Consider the following 17259-nt stretch of genomic DNA (forward strand, 5'->3'; position numbering starts at 1 on the left):
TTGTACAAACACTTCAGGTTAAAGGGGTAGATGAGTGTGCGCAGGAAGAATAAGAAATTTTACATATATTATATTCTTGTATTTGCTTTAGTGTTTGTCATGGTTTCAAAGGAAGTCCAGGCTGCCCCATCTGTCAGTGCCCAAAGGGCAGTCTTGATGGACGGTGATACTGGGAGGGTGCTATATGAGAAAGATGCCCACAGTAAGAGCAGGATTGCCAGCATCACAAAAATCATGACGGCGGTATTAGCGGTAGAGTCCGGCAGGATGGATGAAGATGTGTCTGTGTCGGAAAACGCTTCAGGGACAGAAGGTTCTTCTCTCTATCTGAAAGCAGGGGAAAAGATAAAACTTGAAGATCTCGTATACGGATTGATGCTCAGGTCAGGCAATGACTCTGCAGTCGCCATTGCTGAGTTCGTTGGCGGGAGTCTTGAAGGGTTTGTGCATTTAATGAATCAAAAGGCTGCTGAAATCGGGATGAAGGATTCTCACTTTTCAAATCCGCATGGACTGGATGATCACGAAGATCACTACTCGACTGCTTATGACATGGCTCTGTTGACAAAGTATGCAATGGAAAATGATCTTTATAAAAAAATTGCCGGGACGAAAGTTCATACCGCGCCTAATCCTGAAGAAAAATGGGACCGGAAATGGAAAAATAAAAATCGGCTTGTGACAGAACTTTATAAATACAGTACCGGGGGGAAAACCGGATATACAAAACGGGCAAAAAGGACCCTTGTCTCGACTGCTTCCAAAGATGGTGAAAATTTAATCGCGGTTACGCTTAATGCGCCTGATGACTGGAACGATCATATCGGAATGTTTGAATACGGATTTGACCAATTCGACTACAAAATTGTCCTGGAAAAAGGGGATATCACAAAATTCGATGATGAATTTTATAAAGACAAAGTGTATGTAAAACGTGATTCAATCCTGTCATTGCAAAGCGGAGAAGAAGAGTCGGTCAGGATCGAATACAAAATGCTGAAACCAAAAAAAGAGTGGAAGGAAAACAGGAATGTCCCGGAAGTAGTAGGCAAAGCGGTCATTTATCTAGGGGATGAAGAAGCGGATAATCTGCCGGTTTACTTCAAGGGGGAAAGGGAACCGGAGAAAGAGAAGAGCTGGTGGAAGTTTTGGGCATATTCGATTGAAACCTTCCTGGGAGTAAATCAAAATGGTTAATCTGATCTGGGTTGGAATGACCATAATCGGCCTGGTGTTTGCAATCATCAATGGAAGAATGGAAGAGATCAATGAAGCGATCTTCAATTCTGCCAATGAAGCGGTGACCCTTTGTATCGGATTAATCAGCGTACTGGTTTTCTGGCTGGGGATCATGAGGATCGCGCAGGAAGCCGGGCTGCTTGATAAATTGGCAAGACTGTTCAGACCCTTTGTAAAACGCCTTTTCCCTGAAGTTCCCGATAATCATCCTGCAATGGGATATATCCTTTCGAATATGATCGCGAATATGTTCGGTCTCGGCAATGCCGCTACCCCGCTCGGTATAAAGGCCATGGAGCAGCTGAAAAAGCTGAACGGCGGAAGGGATTCTGCAAGCAGATCGATGATCACATTCCTGGCAATCAATACATCCAGTTTGACGATCATCCCGACGACAGTCATCGCTATAAGGATGAAATATGACTCGGCTTCACCTACCGAAATCGTGGGGCCGACATTGATCGCCACCATGATATCAACGATAGGGGCAATATTGATAGACCGATATTTTCATTACAGACGTACTCGTCGAGAGGTGAAATAGATGCAATGGATATCGACAATTTCGCTGTGGCTCATACCAGTCATGATTGGATTTATACTAATCTACGGGACTCTGAAGAAAGTCGCCACCTACGAAGTTTTTGTAGAAGGCGGCAAAGAAGGAGTTAAAATCGCCATCTCCATCATTCCTTTTTTAATCGGGATGCTTGTTGCCATCACGGTATTCAGGGAATCGGGAGCACTGGAATTCTTTGTTGGGCTGATCCGGCCGGCGCTGCTTGCCCTCGGAATCCCCCCTGAAATTGTCCCGCTTGCCATCATCAGGCCGATCTCAGGAACCGCGGCACTGGGGATGATGAGTGATATCGTTGCTGCTTACGGACCCGACTCCTTCATCGGAAGGCTTGCATCCACACTGCAGGGAAGCACTGACACGACGCTCTATGTCCTGACCGTATACTTCGGGGCCGTCGGCATCAGAAAAATGGGCGATGCCCTTAAAGTGGGGCTTCTGGCAGACCTCGTCGGCTTAGCCGCAGCCATCTTCATCGTCACCATCATGTTCGCATGATCCTATAGTGGATCATCTTGCAACAGAGGGTTAACTTAATGGTTAATAATGAGTAGGTTACAAGAAAACAATGGTTTTATGTAATGTGAAACCCGAACCAATTTGCATTGTGAATGGCAAATTGGTTCGGGTTTTTAATTTGTTTAATGGACATTTGAATATTAGTCCCTGCCAGCGGTTAGAACAAATGAAAATTAAAATAGAATCCTGAGAATAGGGCTCGAAGGCAAAGAGTAAGACCGAAAAGGTAAATCCACGTGCCTCCTGTGTGATATATCTAAATAGATTAACTCACGTTCCGAGTTAGTGGATCTAGCCTTATACGGAAAGATAAAATGTGAAAACCCACGAATATCAGAGTGCTAACCGCAGTAGTGATTTTTGCCTTCGTGCCGTGTTCTTACCTTCTGTTCCATCAAACAAAAAAGGAGGATAAAGACAAACGAATATAAGTTACAATCTATTTTTTTAGGATGGAAGTGTGTAAACTTATCCATATTCAAAACCGGTTCCAGCGATTGATTGGAGGGCAAAACGTAGACTCCTGCAGGAAAAGCGTGTTAGGTGAGACTTGTCCAGCTCCGGCGGCTAGAGGCTCGAGGTCATAAGACAAGCAAGCCGGAAAGGCAAAAAGCGCCTTTCCGGCTTGCTCGCCTTATGCTTGTCCAGCTCCAGGGCTTAGAGGCACATGTCATAAGTCAACTCGCCCAAGAAGGCAAAGAACGCCTTCGTGGACGATTCGCCTTATGCCACCGCCTCTGACCAAAGCCCTACCGCTTTTCTAACCCGCAGGCGAAGCCGAGGAGGCTCACCAACCGCCCGCGGAAAGCGAAGTTTTGCGCGGAAATCAATTGCGGTGCTTAGAGCCCGCACTAGGTTATTCGTCATTTGGAAGTAGTTTTTAATTTTCCCGAAACTCATTTAGCCTTTCTATTTTGTCCCGATTATGTAATAATTCATGAAGACAAACGTATTTGAAAAACATGATGAGGTGAAATACCGTGGAACGTTTACAAAAAGTGATTGCACACAGCGGCGTTGCATCACGACGCAAAGCTGAACAATTAATCATAGAAGGCAAAGTGAAAGTGAATGGCGCAGTCGTCAAGGAACTTGGGACAAAAGTGTCCGGATCCGATAAAGTCGAAGTCAGCGGCGTCCAGATCGAAAGGGAAAACAAAGTATATTATATGCTGTATAAGCCGCGAAGCGTCATTTCTGCAGTGACGGATGATAAAGGCCGTCAAGTTGTGACGGACTTCTTCCCGGAAATAGAGGAAAGAATTTATCCAGTCGGCCGTCTTGATTACGATACTTCAGGACTGCTGCTCCTTACGAATGATGGGGAGTTCGCCAATCTGCTCATGCACCCCAGCAATCAGATAGAAAAGACCTATGTAGCCCGTTTGAAAGGCGTCCCTTCCAAGTTCAAAATCAGGGAGCTGGAGAAAGGGATCAAACTCGAAGACGGCATGACCGCACCCGCAAAGGTAAAAGTGCTCAGTATCGATAAAAAACAGGGTAAGTCGATAGCCGAAATTACCATCCATGAAGGAAGGAACCGGCAAGTGCGCAGAATGTTCGAAGCGATCGGATTCCCCGTCCAAAAACTGAAAAGGGAAAGATTTGCTTTTCTTACCCTTCACGGTTTAAATGCAGGGGAAGGAAGAGAATTGACGCCGCATGAAGTCAAGCAGCTGAGAGCGCTGGCAGAAACCGGAAGTATACGGTAAGCGACGTGAAAGTGTCACATATCATTCAAATATTGCAGATGTCAATAGAATGATAAATGTTATAATGGGAAGGGAATTTTCCTTGTTGTTCAAGGTGGATTCCCTACATAGCCATGATGATAACGGACCAATTTGTAGGGACTGATCTAGTAATCAGGCCCTTTCCTGTTGTTAAGGTATCATATCCAAATGTGAGAACGATTACATTGGTGGAGGGATCACAAAGTGAATAAAAAAAAACGCAGACTGCTCATACGCACCACCATCCTCATACTGCTCGCCGCTGCAGTCGCCTATACGCTGTACGCTAATTTTACGAAGGACGAAAGAGGGCAGATCCAGGCAGGGGATCATGCACCTGATTTTGTACTGACGGATATGGATGGCGAAAAGCACAAGCTGTCCGATTATAAAGGACAGGGCGTATTCCTGAATTTCTGGGGAACATGGTGCAAACCATGTGAAAAGGAGATGCCGTATATGAATAGCCAATATAAAGAATTCAAAGACAAAGGCGTGCAGATACTTGCAGTGAATGTAAGCGAATCAGAATTCCTGGTCAACCGCTTCATCTCCAAACACGGACTGGAGTTCCCTGTAGTCATAGACAAGAATGGTGATGTGCTTAATGCTTATGGAGTGGATCCGCTCCCTACAACATTCCTCATCAACCCCGAAGGGAAAGTGGAGAAAGTTCTTACAGGCACCATGACTGAAGAAGACGTTAAAAAGTATATGGGAAGCATCCAACCATAGTGTCAACAGAGTTCGAACTTAATGTAAGGAGTTTTATTTTATGAAAGAAATAAAATGTGAATGCGGACACGTCAATCCTGTAGGCACTATCCTCTGTGAATCCTGCGGGCGTGCGCTTACATCAGAAGCCCAAAAAGAAAAGCTTCATGACATGCGTTATGAAGGCAGTGCTAGAAGGTCCCAGACATATAATAAATCGGTTATCGATAAAGTGTGGAATTTCTTTTCTTCAGTGAAGGTCGGTGTCTGGCTGATCATCATAACATTGATTGCTTCAGCGGTAGGTACGATCTTCCCACAGAAGCAATACATCCCGTCGGTACTCCCGCCGGATCAATTTTATAAAGAAGTGTACGGGTTTGCAGGTGAACTTTATTACATCCTAGGCTTTCACGATCTATACAGCTCCTGGTGGTATCTACTGCTGATTGCATCAATCGGAGTATCACTCGTCATCTGCAGTCTTGACCGGGTCATCCCCCTGCACAGGGCGCTCAAAAATCAGCGGGTATCACGCCATGAAAGCTTTTTGAAACGTCAGCGTGTATATGGATTGACAAAACCGGCAAATCTGGATGGTAACCTGGAGAAAATAAAGAAAAAACTTGTTGAAAAGAAATACAACATCCGGGAAGAGGATGGAAATATCCTGGCAGAGAAAAATCGTTTTTCAAGATGGGGTCCCTATGTCAATCACATAGGTCTGATCATCTTCCTGATCGGCGGCATGCTACGATTTGTCCCTGGGATGTATATAGACGAAACCGTATGGATACGCGAAGGTGAAAAGAAAGCAGTCCCGGGCACACACGACGAGTATTATATTGAAAATAAAGAATTCACCCTTGAAAACTATGATGAGAAGGATAAGGAAGTCTTTCAGCAAACGATTCAAAATACCGAAGCAATCGCGAAGAATTATCAATCTGATGTTGTCCTGTACAAAGAATCCGGAGATGCCCTTCCCGGTGAAGAGGCAGAGTTGAAAAAAGAAAAAGAAGACTCGATCAAAGTAAATCACCCCTTGAAATTCGAGAATTTTGCCGTTTATCAGACCAGCTACAAACAGGATGAATTCAAGTCCATGTCCTTTACTTTTGATAATAAAGAGAGCGGAAAGACATTTGGCGAATTCACGGTCGACCTCTTTGACCCTAAGGACAAATATGAGTTCGGGGATGGATACTACATTGAGCTGATGGGCTACTATCCGAATTTCACCGGATTTAACGAAAACGGTGAACCTGTTTCCGACAAACCTGTCCCTGACAATCCCGCTTTCTTGTTTAAAATGTTTTCACCTGATAAACCCGAAGGTGAAATCAGCTTCGTGGGAATCAGAAAAAACCTTGAACCTCTAGGTGAGAATACATTCAAAGTCTCATTCGCCGGAGTGGAAACCCGTGATGTCTCGGCACTTACCGTACATAAAGACCTGACATTATGGATTCTTGCGCTCGGAGGGGCTATATTTATGATAGGTGTCATTCAAGGCGCTTACTGGCATCATCGCAGATTCTGGTTCAGGAGAAGCGGGGATGGTAGTTTAATAGTCGCCGGCCACACGAATAAAGGCTGGTTCGGATTGAAGAATGAGTTGAAAGCAATTCTTGAAGGGACGAACGTCGAGATGCCTGAAGACCAGCAGGAAAAGAAAGAAAAGGATAAGGAAGAGTAAGGGAGGAACTAGGATGACAGCGACCTCAATGGCCGAATGGAGCAGTAATCTGCTCTATATCGCTTTTATTATGTATTTAGTGGCAACATTATTTCTTGCCGGCAGCATCCGTCAAAAGAATACAGAAGAAACAAACCAGAGCAAATGGGGGCTGATCGGGATTGTCATTACAATAATCGGTTTTGCTGCCCAGCTCGGCTTTTTCTTCCTGAGATGGGCGGTGGCCGGACACGCCCCCGTAAGTAACCTGTTTGAATACACGACCTTTTTTGGAATGACCCTTGTAGGGGCATTCATCATCATTTATTTTATTTATAAGAAAACGATTCTTGGTGTAGTGGCCCTGCCGATTGCATTGTTGATCATCGCATATGCAAGCATGTTCCCCAGAGATATCAGCCCGCTGATTCCGGCGCTCCAAAGTGACTGGCTGAAGATCCATGTTACGACCGTCGCCGCAGGGGAAGCGATTCTTTCGATCAGTTTCGTCGCAGGATTGATTTACTTGCTGAAATCAGTAGATCATACAAAAAAGAACAGGCAGTCATTCTGGCTTGAGGCAGTCATGTACGGAATCATTGTAGTCTTTGGTTTTATCGCGGCATCGACAGGATTCACTTTATCGAACTATGAAGCCACCTTCAATTATGTGAACCAGCAGGAACAGGAAGCTGTTTCGAAATATACCCTTCCTGCAATTGTAGGTCCGCATGAAGGCGAGCTGGTCACAAAAGGTGTGATGGAACCATTGGCTGAAATGCCGGAGGTTATTAATGCCAAAAAGCTGAACACGGTCATTTGGTCATTCATTGCCGGAACCATCATTTATCTGCTGCTGCGCCTGATTTTCAGGAAGAAGATAGCGGCCAAGCTCCAGCCGTTTGTCAGGAACATTAATCTGGACCTGATGGACGAAATCGGTTATCGTTCCGTCCTGATCGGCTTCCCGGTGTTTACCTTGGGCGGGTTGATCTTTGCCATGATCTGGGCTCAAATCGCCTGGACAAGATTCTGGGGCTGGGATCCCAAAGAGGTATGGGCGCTTATTACCTTCTTATTTTATGCCGCGTTCATGCATCTCCGCCTTTCTAAAGGGTGGCACGGGGAAAAGTCAGCCTGGCTTGCTGTAGTTGGTTTTGCCATCATCATGTTTAACCTGGTGGCAGTTAACCTTATCATCGCCGGACTGCATTCATACGCATAATAACTGGATGTAAACGGGAGGCTGACGAAACGGGAATCAAATTCTCTTTGAGTCAGCTTCTTTTTTGAATTACAATAAGGATAATGATGAAGCAATTTTAAAAAGGGGGATACACTCTTGGAAGAAAGCATTCGGATTTTGATAGTGGACGATGAAGATCGAATCAGACGATTACTGAAGATGTATTTAGAACGTGAAAATTATCTCATTGATGAGGCTGAAAATGGCGAAGAAGCATTGCATAAAGCCCTTGAAAATGACTATGACTGCATATTGCTCGATATCATGATGCCGGGTTTGGACGGAGTAGAAGTGTGCAAGCACCTCCGTGAAACAAAATCCACACCTGTGATCATGCTGACTGCGAAGGGTGAAGAAGTGAACCGGGTTCAGGGGTTCGAAGTGGGGACCGATGATTATATCGTAAAACCATTTTCGCCAAGGGAAGTCGTACTCAGAGTGAAAGCGTTATTAAGGCGTTCTTCTAAAACTAATTACATACAAACCGAAACGAAGGCGAAAGATCTTATCGTATACCCTCATCTGACAATCGACAATGATGCACACCGCGTGACTGCAGACGGTATGGATGTGAACTTGACCCCTAAAGAATATGAACTTCTCTATTTCTTGTCAAAAAGCCCCGATAAGGTTTTCGATCGTGAACACCTGCTTAAGGAAGTGTGGCATTATGAGTTTTTCGGGGACTTAAGGACAGTGGATACCCACGTGAAGAGACTGAGGGAAAAACTGAACAAGGTATCCGAGAGTGCGGCCAAGATGATTGTCACCGTCTGGGGAGTAGGATATAAATTCGAGGTTACAAATGAATGAGGCTTTGGCGCAGTGTAGTAGGTAAACTTTGGGTCACCATTCTGCTTCTCGTGTCATTCGTCCTTTTTATCTTAACGATCCTGCTTCTGGAGTTCTTCCAAAACTACCATGTCGATGAAGTTAAGAAAGAACTGACGAATACAGCAGAAAAAGTCGCCAGGGTGGTTGAAAACCATAGAGATTTAGACCTTGGGATGGAACTCGGGAAAGAAATCATCGATGAACCGGTCAATATCCTCATTGTCCTTGATAATGATAAGTCTGTTTATTCCGATGATTCGGAAGGCATTCACCGTGATATTCAAAACCTGATCATGAAAGACAAAGAGTTACAGAAGGTGTCCGATGAAAAAACCGTAAAAAAGGAATTTGAGTTATCCCCGGATTCTTCGGACAATAGATATGAAAATATCATAGTTGTCGGAACCCCGCTCCATTTGGATGATCGCGACGGATCAGTCTATTTATATCAGTCTCTCGGCGTAATCAAAGACACAACACGGCAAACGACCAGGCTGATCCTCCTCGCAGCGGGAATCGCGATCATCTTGACGACGATATTTGCCTTTTTTCTTTCCACCCGTATCACAGCCCCGTTAAGGAAAATGCGGGAAGCAGCGTTCGAAGTGGCAAAAGGGAAATTTGATACGAAGGTGCCGATCCTGACGAAAGATGAAATCGGGGAATTGGCGACGGGGTTCAATCAAATGGGCAGACAGCTGAAATTCCATATCAATGCCCTCAGTCAGGAGAAAGAACAGCTTTCGAGCATCCTGAGCAGTATGGCAGACGGCGTCATCACGTTTAACCGGGATGGAACGATCCTGATCACCAATCCTCCTGCAGATCGTTTTCTGCAGCAGTGGTATTACGAACAGAGCGACATGGGCGATGAGCCGATTCCGACTTCAGTAAGGGAGCTCCTTCAAAATGTCGTGGTAACCGAAACCGAACAAACAGGTGAAATTTCCCTGCAGGGAAGATCTTACGTTGTCATCGTCAGCCCTCTCTACAATAATAATACTATCAGGGGCGCTGTTGTAGTTGTCCGTGATATGACAGAAGAAAGAAGACTGGATAAACTGCGCAAGGATTTCATTGCGAATGTGTCGCATGAACTTCGGACTCCGATTTCCATGCTTCAGGGATACAGTGAGGCAATCGTGGATGATATCGCGGAGTCTGAAGAAGAAAAGAAAGAAATTGCCCGCATTATTTATGATGAATCCCTTAGAATGGGCAGGCTCGTGAATGACCTTCTTGACCTTGCCAGAATGGAAGCGGGGCATATCCGCTTGAACAAGGATTCTGTGCCTATCATGCCGTTCACGGAAAGAGTGACGAATAAATTCCTTGGGCTTGCAAGGGATAACTCTGTGTCCATTTACTTCAAGAGCAATGTGGACAGAGATAAGGAAATGATCATGGATCCGGACCGTATAGAACAGGTTCTGACAAACCTCATTGATAACGCAGTAAGACACACCCCTGAAGATGGAACGGTCACCGTTTCACTCACCGGGGAAAAAGGAGGCTTTCTGTTCCACGTAAAGGACACGGGTTCAGGGATTCCTGAAGACGACATTCCGTTCGTGTTTGAGCGTTTTTATAAGGCTGATAAGGCAAGGACCCGGGGGAAAGCCGGGACAGGACTGGGGCTTGCCATCGCGAAAAATATAGTAGAAGCACACAAAGGTCATATTCAAGTCCACAGCAAACTGGATCAGGGGACAACATTCACTTTCTTTCTTCCTTTTCAGTCAGGAATCGATGAATAAACTCAACATAGCAGGAAATTGAAAGAAATGTGACGATAAATCTTGTTACATGGGAAACAATTTTCCCTAAAGAAAAGTCAACAGTAGACACCTTCAAAAGCGGGTAATACTGTTGACTTTTTTGGATGAATGCGGAATTATCTTATTAAATCTTTTCTAGCGTGTAACTTTTTTTCAAAATAATCGACTAATCAGTTGACGGGGAGGGTTAATATGAACTCCGTTTTTGACGAATTATATTCCAAATATCATCAGGATGTATTTAACTTTTTGATCTATATGGTGCAAAACCGGCAGCAGGCGGAAGATCTGGTGCAGGAAGTGTATATCCGTGTACTCAAGTCTTACCAGAGTTTCGAAGGGAAAAGCTCTGAGAAAACCTGGTTGTTTTCCATTGCGAAAAATGTGGCGATCGATCATTTCAGAAAACAAAAAAATTGGAAAAACCGCATACTTGAAAAATTCGACTGGAGCAGGAATGAACTGGCTTCCGGAGAAGCGCTTCCTGAAGAAATCGCTCTTGCAAACGAAGAAATTCAAGAGCTGTATCAATGCTTAAAACAGTGTCCGACAGACTATCGCCTGGTCATCATCATGCGATACCTGCAGGACCTGTCCATCAAAGAAACAACTGAAATACTGGAGTGGTCTGAAAGCAAAGTGAAGACAACTCAGCATAGGGCTTTGAAGTGGCTAAAACAAGAAATGAAGCAGCGGTTGAGGAAGGGGGATGAAAACATTGAAGAAATCAGGTTGGAACGACCGTGAAGTGGAAGACTTGCTTAAAAAGCTTCCGAAGCTCAACGATGATCGAAGCCGCTCCTTAATTTATTCCAGAGTTGAGAAAGAAAGGAAGCGGCTTGGCGGTTTGCAGAGATACATGCCGGTCCTTGCGGCGTTTGCGGCCCTGTTTATCCTCGTCCTGCTTGCCCCGGCACTCATGACAAAAATGTCAGGTGAAGACAGCGCGATGGAAGGAGCTTATTCCACTGATTCTTCCGCAGGGGAGGCCAAAGTTGCTGAAGATCCTCCTTCCGCTGAAGAGTCAAAGTCGGAAGTAACCAGGGACTACGAAACCGAGGAAGAAAACCAACTGCAAATGGCAGAAGAAAGTGATAAGGATAACAAAGAGACCCAAACCTTGACGGAATTAGGGAAGCACGAAAGGCTTTCTTTATTCAAAGAGGATATAGATGGCAAGGATTACTATACCTTCGGCCTTGTTTCATCCGACGCAATGACAGTACCTGTGTCGGTGCTGGCTGCGGGTGAAGCGGAGGGGAACCGGGCAGACTGGGTGGAGAAATATGAGAATACCTCAAAAAAGATTCCAGAAAATGATTGGGGATTCCAGGATTATTTACCGATCAAGGGAGAGTTCTCGATCAGTGAAAACAAGGAAAATGTTATTTTGACACTGGAAGGGAATCATCCATATAATGAAAGCTCAGCAATGGAATCCAGCTTTTATCAATCGCTTGTATATTCATTTGAAGACAGGGGGATGAAGGAAATAACCCTTCAAACAAAAGAAGGAAATGTGCCGGAATTCAGTCACTACGGCACATTATCATCCATCCCGCTTAACCAGACTCTGCACCGTCCATTTTACAGTTACTCACCTGACGGAAAGGGAAGATATCTGGTACCTGGCTCAATGAATGAAAAAAATGTAAAGGAATCAATCGCAGCCATGAAAGAAACGCCATCTGATTTTTATCAGAGTGTGATACCCCGGCAGCTTTCGGTGAATGTAACAGAAACTGATGACAGGGTCATTGTTACGTTCAATGAAGAAGTGGATTTAAATTCAATGACCGAACAAGCTGCGAAGGAGTTGATAGAGGGGATTCTCCTCACCGCCAAAAGTTCGGGTTATCAAAAAGTCCAATTTCAAAACATACGACAGGAAAGCTGGAATGGATTCACCTTTACAAAGCCGCTGGAAACCCCTGTGGCACCTAACAAAAAAAGCCTGGATCAATAGAATAAATTTGAGCGGCTGAAATGGCAATCATTTCAGCCGTTTTTCTTTTGCATAAAAAAATCTTTTCAAGACACACTAGCAAAAGGGAAAATTTCTCATTTCATATTAGTGGAATGATGTACATACTGTAATAAGTATCGGATTTCCAACTCGTGGAAAGGTCCGGAGTACCTTAAGGAGGACAAGTATGTTTTTAGATTATGCAAGAAGATTACTGATTGTTTTACTGTTAGCATTATGTGTAAGTGTGATGTTCCTTACCGGTAAGGAAGCGAAAGCCATGGGTCAGGACACAGAAGATAAGTGGATCTTTCCTGTGGACGGAGTGATCACCGATTTATACGGAACCCGGTCCGGTACGCATAAAGGGATGGATATAGGCGGGGAGGCAGGCTCCGCTGTATATGCCGCACGAGGAGGGATCGTGAGCAAGTCGTATTATTCAGAAAGCTATGGAAATGTAGTGTTTATCTCTCATGATAATGGATATGAAACGGTGTACGCTCATCTGAATGACAGAAGTGTTTCTGAAAATGACAGGGTAACTCAAGGTGACACGATCGGCAGTCTGGGGAATACAGGAAGGTCAACCGGTGCCCATTTGCATTTTGAAATTCATGAAGGCGTATGGACATTGGATAAAGAGAATGCAATAGACCCGTTTGAAGTATTTGGAAACGGGGAAATCGGACAATTGGTCTTTGCAAAAGTCCAAGACCCTTATCAAACATTTGAAGCTTCTGTAAAACTTGATCATGCACCTAAACAAAAAGAGGCCGATAAGAGGAACGCGATTGAACATGAAATCATACATATTGTTAAAGAAAACGAAACTTTATGGGGGATATCGCAGCTTTATGGATTAACGGTTGATCAAGTAAAAGGATGGAACGGGATCGATGCAGACAATGATGTCATCCTCCCCCTGCAAGAACTTAGAATAGAGTTGGAGAGCTGATTGCTTCGAATTCGAAACATTCTTCTTCCCAATTCGATGACTTTTATGTATAATGAACATGTATAAAAAAATATGATTCGTCTTCGGGGCAGGGTGAAATTCCCTACCGGCGGTGATGAAACACTCGTTGTTTCTAAGCCCGCGAGCCTTTAGGGGCAGGATTTGGTGAAATTCCAAAGCCGACAGTACAGTCTGGATGGGAGAAGATGAAGGTTTTAGCCAAAACGTTTAGAAAATGGGAAGCTGAACGTTTATTTGGGTACGCCTTTTCACACTCCGGGATGTTAGTTGATCTGGGAGTTTTTTAGTGCTGCTCGGGCTGAACGATCTTCTAAGTGAGATGAATCTCCAAAAGGAGAGAAGTACAATGAAAAAAATGACTACTCGTACGTTTGTAACAATCGGTATGTTAAGTGCGATATCGTATGTATTAATGCTTTTTAACTTCCCAATTCCACCGTTCCCTAAATTTCTGATGGTTGATTTCAGTGATGTGCCAGCTCTGATTGCCACCATAACTTTAGGCCCGCTTGCCGGCATACTCGTTGAATTATTCAAGAACATCATCGATTATGTCATGACCGGAAGCGATACGGGTGTACCAATCGGGCATTTTGCGAATTTTGCAGCAGGAGTATTCTTGATCTTGCCGACTTACTTTGTATATTCCCGTTTCCAATCCAAGAAAGGTCTATTGGCAGGATTGGTAACCGGAACTGTAGTAATGAGCATTGCATTGGGGATACTGAATTATTTCGTCCTGCTTCCTGCTTATAAATATTTCATGAATTTTGAACTTCCTGCAGGGATCATCATTACTGGAATCGTGCCATTCAACATCCTCAAGGGTGCTTTGGTTACAGCAGTATTCTTATTGTTATTCATTCGACTTCAAGGCTGGCTCTCGAAACAAACACCATTAAACAGAGCAGCTTAATCGTATAGTAAAAAGCCCTGTCGGCACATGCTGACAGGGCTTTGCTGCATAGAACAAAGATATAACAAAAAAGCGATCTTAAAAGATCGCTTTTGATGTGATCAACTATTCAAATTTAAGTGCATCTCCATCAAATGGTTCGTCTGCAACCTTAATCGAGTCTGTAGGGCAGCCTTCGAATGCATCGATCATGTCATCTTCAAGCACGTCCGGCACTTCAACAGTACCCTGGTTATCATCAAGGGTCACAAATGCAATCCCTTCGTCATCATAGTCATAAATATCCGGAGCTGCGGCTCCACAAGCTCCACATGCAATACATGTATCTTTGTCGACGATCGTATATTTTGCCAACGATAAAACCTCCTGAAAAAAATTCTATATATTCAATCATTCATTATACATAAAATGAGTTAGAAAAATAACCTAATTTATATTTTATAGAGGAATGCAGAACATTTCAATAGTTAGGTCCGTTATTTATTATATTTATCCTAACTCCTTAAAACAAAACATCAGAAGACATGAAATTCATGGTACAATATTTGACAATAACCTGCAATTTCAGAGGAGAAATCCCATGACGTATTTACACTTTATACTATTATATTGTTTCAGGCAGTTAAATGGTGAACGATCCATTTACTCCGCCTTTCATATTTTGAATGGTAAAAAATCATCCCAGTCCATACAGGATTCACATTTATTTGAATTACAGCCTTTTTTTCTTTCGCTCCCAAGTCTTTCAAGGGATTATTTCGATAATAAAGTGAAGGGATTGGAAGAACGTCAATTCATCGAACTAAATGACGATTCAAAAGCTAAGGTGACTGTAAAAGGGGAAGAAGAATTACAGAGACAGGCAGTTTTTTTCCCAAGTAAGATGAATGGGTTAGTTTATGGTGACCGGAGTATCCTATTTTGGAAAAGGCTGAATTTATTAGTTCAGGTCATATCAAATATGAATCAAAAAAAGGTATCCTATTATCCTGTTCAACGCAGCAGAAATGTACAGGAGTGGATCAAGAGTTTTCTAAAAGGGGTGCCGGACAGGGAATTGCTTGGGGCTGATTTGTTCGCGGAAATCCATGAACTACTGAGTGCTCATGATGAAGTTGAGGATCCTTCCATCCTCGTTTACCGTTTGACCGGCTTTCAGGATTATGGGTTGACCGAGGTACAGACGGCGGATAAATTAAATCTGCCGGGAGAAGAATACCGATTTAGATTTCTTAACCTGATCCATGGATTATTATCGAAAATAGATCACCAAAAGGAAAAGTATCCCATCTTATTTTCTTTGAGCACCGTAAGCAGTCAGCAGAGGAACTTGACGCTTTCTACTTCCAAGACTTACGATTTATATAAACAAGGGTATGAAATTGAAGATATTTCACGAATCAGAAAGCTGAAAGTGAATACGGTAGAAGACCATTTTATCGAGATCATTTTAACACATGATGGTTTTGATACAGATTGCTTTATTCCTCATGATGAACTTATGAAAGCAGCTTCTGTCATGAAGGAGCTCGGCACGAGGAGACTTAAGCCGATAAAGGAAAGACTGCCTCATTTGACTTATTTTCAAATAAGGATCGCTATTGCAAAGGCGGGTGAAAAGAATGGATCTCCTCAAAGAGCTTAAGGAGAATTTTGGATATCGGGCATTCAGGCGGGGGCAGCAAGAAGTGATAGAATCTGTACTCAGCGGTTCTGATACATTGGCGATGCTTCCCACGGGTACGGGTAAATCCCTATGTTTCCAGCTTTCCGGGTATCTTTTGGAAGGACAGGTGATCATCGTTTCCCCTCTCCTTTCATTGATGCAGGATCAAGTGGAACAAATGAAAGTCAAAAGGGAAAAGAAAGCCATTGCCATCAATTCCTTTTTATCTTTCCCTGAAAAGAAGCGGGCTCTAGAGAGGCTCCATGCATTTAAGTTTATTTTTATCTCGCCGGAGATGCTCAGCAACCCCGATATCAGGGAAGCTGTAGAGAATTTGGACGTATCCCTGTTTGTCATCGATGAGGCGCACTGCATTTCCCAGTGGGGACCGGATTTCCGTCCGCATTATCTATTGCTGGGAGAAATAAGGAAGGGGTTGGGGAATCCGGCTGTCCTTGCCCTGACTGCCACCGCGACCAAAGAAGTGAGAGATGATATCAAAAACGTCCTTCATTTCAAGGAGCATAATGAAATCGTTTATTCTGTAGACCGCAGAAACATTACACTGACTGTTGAAAAGGTCGATACCCATCAGGGAAAAATAAATAAGCTTATCGACTATGCAGCTTCCTTAACAGGGCCCGGGGTCATCTATTTTTCCAGCAGGAGACTTGCCGAAGAATTGGCTTCTCTCCTGAGAGAAAAAGGAATTGAAAATGTCACCCATTATCACGGTGGCATGGAGCAGGAAGAGCGCATCTTGATCCAGCAGCAGTTTCTGACAAATAAACTGCGAATCATATGTGCAACATCTGCATTTGGAATGGGGATCAACAAAGAAAATATCCGTTTTATCATTCATTTTCATTTTTCTTCCAGCCTTGAAGCATACTTGCAGGAAATTGGAAGAGCAGGAAGGGATGGGAATGAAAGTGCAGCGATCGTCCTGTTTACAGAACAAGATCTTTCGCTTCCGCTGCATTTGATGGAAGGGGAGCTTCCCTTCGATCATCAAATCGAAGGGTTTGTTAATTTGCATGAATCAAAATCCGCGGATGAATTATACTCCGCTTTACAGCTTTCTGAAAGTCAATACAGATTTTTGGATCACTATGTTCACGATTATTCCGGGAACGATCCGGCACGGCAGAGTCAGAAAATAAAGCAGTTGCGGGATGAACGGCTGAGATATAAGAAAGAAAAGCTCGTCTCAATGGTAAAGTGGATGCATGCCGATTCCTGCAGAAGGGAAGGGATCCTTCGTTATTTTGATGAAAAAATGGAGGATAGACCTGCAGATTGCTGTGATATCTGCGGTTTTGAAGTTAAGAATCTTCATACATATGAAACCGCAGCAGAGGTGATCCCGGAGCTGGATTGGGAGAAGAGACTGGAAAAAATATTAATGGGATAA

At 43.7% G+C, this 17259-nt stretch carries 16 protein-coding genes and 1 riboswitch; of the genes, 15 read left to right on the top strand and 1 reads right to left on the bottom strand.

Annotated elements, in window-relative coordinates; genetic code table 11:
• Positions 1–30: 30 nt before the first annotated feature.
• From BHE18_RS10730 to BHE18_RS10790, 13 genes are all read left to right on the top strand, one after another.
• The gene (locus BHE18_RS10730) at positions 31–1197 is read left to right on the top strand and encodes a D-alanyl-D-alanine carboxypeptidase family protein (RefSeq protein ID WP_071618566.1); all 1167 of its coding nucleotides are present in this window, start codon (positions 31–33) and stop codon (positions 1195–1197) included.
• Positions 1190–1783 (top strand): nucleoside recognition domain-containing protein, encoded by a 594-nt coding sequence (locus tag BHE18_RS10735; RefSeq protein WP_071618567.1) that lies wholly within the window; start codon positions 1190–1192, stop codon positions 1781–1783. The genes BHE18_RS10730 and BHE18_RS10735 overlap by 8 nt, the downstream gene beginning before the upstream one ends.
• A complete protein-coding gene (locus BHE18_RS10740) occupies positions 1784–2314 on the top strand; it encodes a spore maturation protein (RefSeq protein WP_071618568.1) in 531 nt (176 codons plus the stop codon).
• Positions 2315–3315: 1001 nt separating this feature from the next.
• Positions 3316–4047 carry a pseudouridine synthase gene (locus BHE18_RS10745; RefSeq protein ID WP_071618569.1) on the top strand — a complete coding sequence of 244 codons (732 nt, stop codon included), beginning with the start codon at positions 3316–3318 and terminating at the stop codon, positions 4045–4047.
• Between the two features lie 225 nt (positions 4048–4272).
• Positions 4273–4803: a thiol-disulfide oxidoreductase ResA gene (resA, locus tag BHE18_RS10750; RefSeq protein WP_071618570.1), complete on the top strand. Its 531-nt coding sequence runs from the start codon at positions 4273–4275 to the stop codon at positions 4801–4803.
• 40 nt (positions 4804–4843) lie between these two features.
• Positions 4844–6481 (top strand): cytochrome c biogenesis protein ResB, encoded by a 1638-nt coding sequence (resB, locus tag BHE18_RS10755; RefSeq protein WP_071618571.1) that lies wholly within the window; start codon positions 4844–4846, stop codon positions 6479–6481.
• 28 nt (positions 6482–6509) lie between these two features.
• Positions 6510–7685, top strand: coding sequence for a c-type cytochrome biogenesis protein CcsB (gene ccsB, locus BHE18_RS10760; protein WP_071618873.1), 1176 nt, complete (start codon positions 6510–6512; stop codon positions 7683–7685).
• Positions 7686–7802: 117 nt separating this feature from the next.
• Entirely contained in the window at positions 7803–8519 is a 717-nt protein-coding gene (locus BHE18_RS10765) for a response regulator (RefSeq protein ID WP_071618572.1), read from the top strand.
• The gene (locus BHE18_RS10770) at positions 8516–10297 is read left to right on the top strand and encodes an ATP-binding protein (protein WP_071618573.1); all 1782 of its coding nucleotides are present in this window, start codon (positions 8516–8518) and stop codon (positions 10295–10297) included. Before BHE18_RS10765 ends, BHE18_RS10770 begins: the two co-directional genes overlap by 4 nt.
• A 213-nt stretch (positions 10298–10510) precedes the next feature.
• A complete protein-coding gene (gene sigX / locus BHE18_RS10775) occupies positions 10511–11065 on the top strand; it encodes an RNA polymerase sigma factor SigX (RefSeq protein ID WP_071618574.1) in 555 nt (184 codons plus the stop codon).
• The gene (locus BHE18_RS10780; protein WP_071618575.1) at positions 11037–12284 is read left to right on the top strand and encodes a GerMN domain-containing protein; all 1248 of its coding nucleotides are present in this window, start codon (positions 11037–11039) and stop codon (positions 12282–12284) included. Before sigX ends, BHE18_RS10780 begins: the two co-directional genes overlap by 29 nt.
• Before the next feature lie 187 nt (positions 12285–12471).
• A complete protein-coding gene (locus BHE18_RS23220; RefSeq protein WP_071618576.1) occupies positions 12472–13242 on the top strand; it encodes a M23 family metallopeptidase in 771 nt (256 codons plus the stop codon).
• A gap of 75 nt (positions 13243–13317) precedes the next feature.
• Positions 13318–13454, top strand: a riboswitch (FMN riboswitch).
• 155 nt (positions 13455–13609) lie between these two features.
• Positions 13610–14179 carry an ECF transporter S component gene (locus tag BHE18_RS10790; protein ID WP_071618577.1) on the top strand — a complete coding sequence of 190 codons (570 nt, stop codon included), beginning with the start codon at positions 13610–13612 and terminating at the stop codon, positions 14177–14179.
• 105 nt (positions 14180–14284) lie between these two features.
• Here the strand turns inward: BHE18_RS10790 and BHE18_RS10795 are convergent, their stop codons facing one another.
• The gene (locus BHE18_RS10795) at positions 14285–14533 is read right to left on the bottom strand and encodes a ferredoxin (protein ID WP_071618578.1); all 249 of its coding nucleotides are present in this window, start codon (positions 14531–14533) and stop codon (positions 14285–14287) included.
• Between the two features lie 226 nt (positions 14534–14759).
• On the opposite strand from BHE18_RS10795, the gene BHE18_RS10800 reads away from it, so the two are divergent.
• A complete protein-coding gene (locus tag BHE18_RS10800) occupies positions 14760–15824 on the top strand; it encodes a helix-turn-helix domain-containing protein (protein WP_071618579.1) in 1065 nt (354 codons plus the stop codon).
• Positions 15802–17259 (top strand): RecQ family ATP-dependent DNA helicase, encoded by a 1458-nt coding sequence (locus tag BHE18_RS10805; RefSeq protein ID WP_071618580.1) that lies wholly within the window; start codon positions 15802–15804, stop codon positions 17257–17259. The genes BHE18_RS10800 and BHE18_RS10805 overlap by 23 nt, the downstream gene beginning before the upstream one ends.

Source organism: Rossellomorea aquimaris (genome assembly GCF_001877785.1).
Taxonomy (GTDB): Bacteria; Bacillota; Bacilli; order Bacillales; family Bacillaceae_B; genus Rossellomorea; species Rossellomorea aquimaris_A.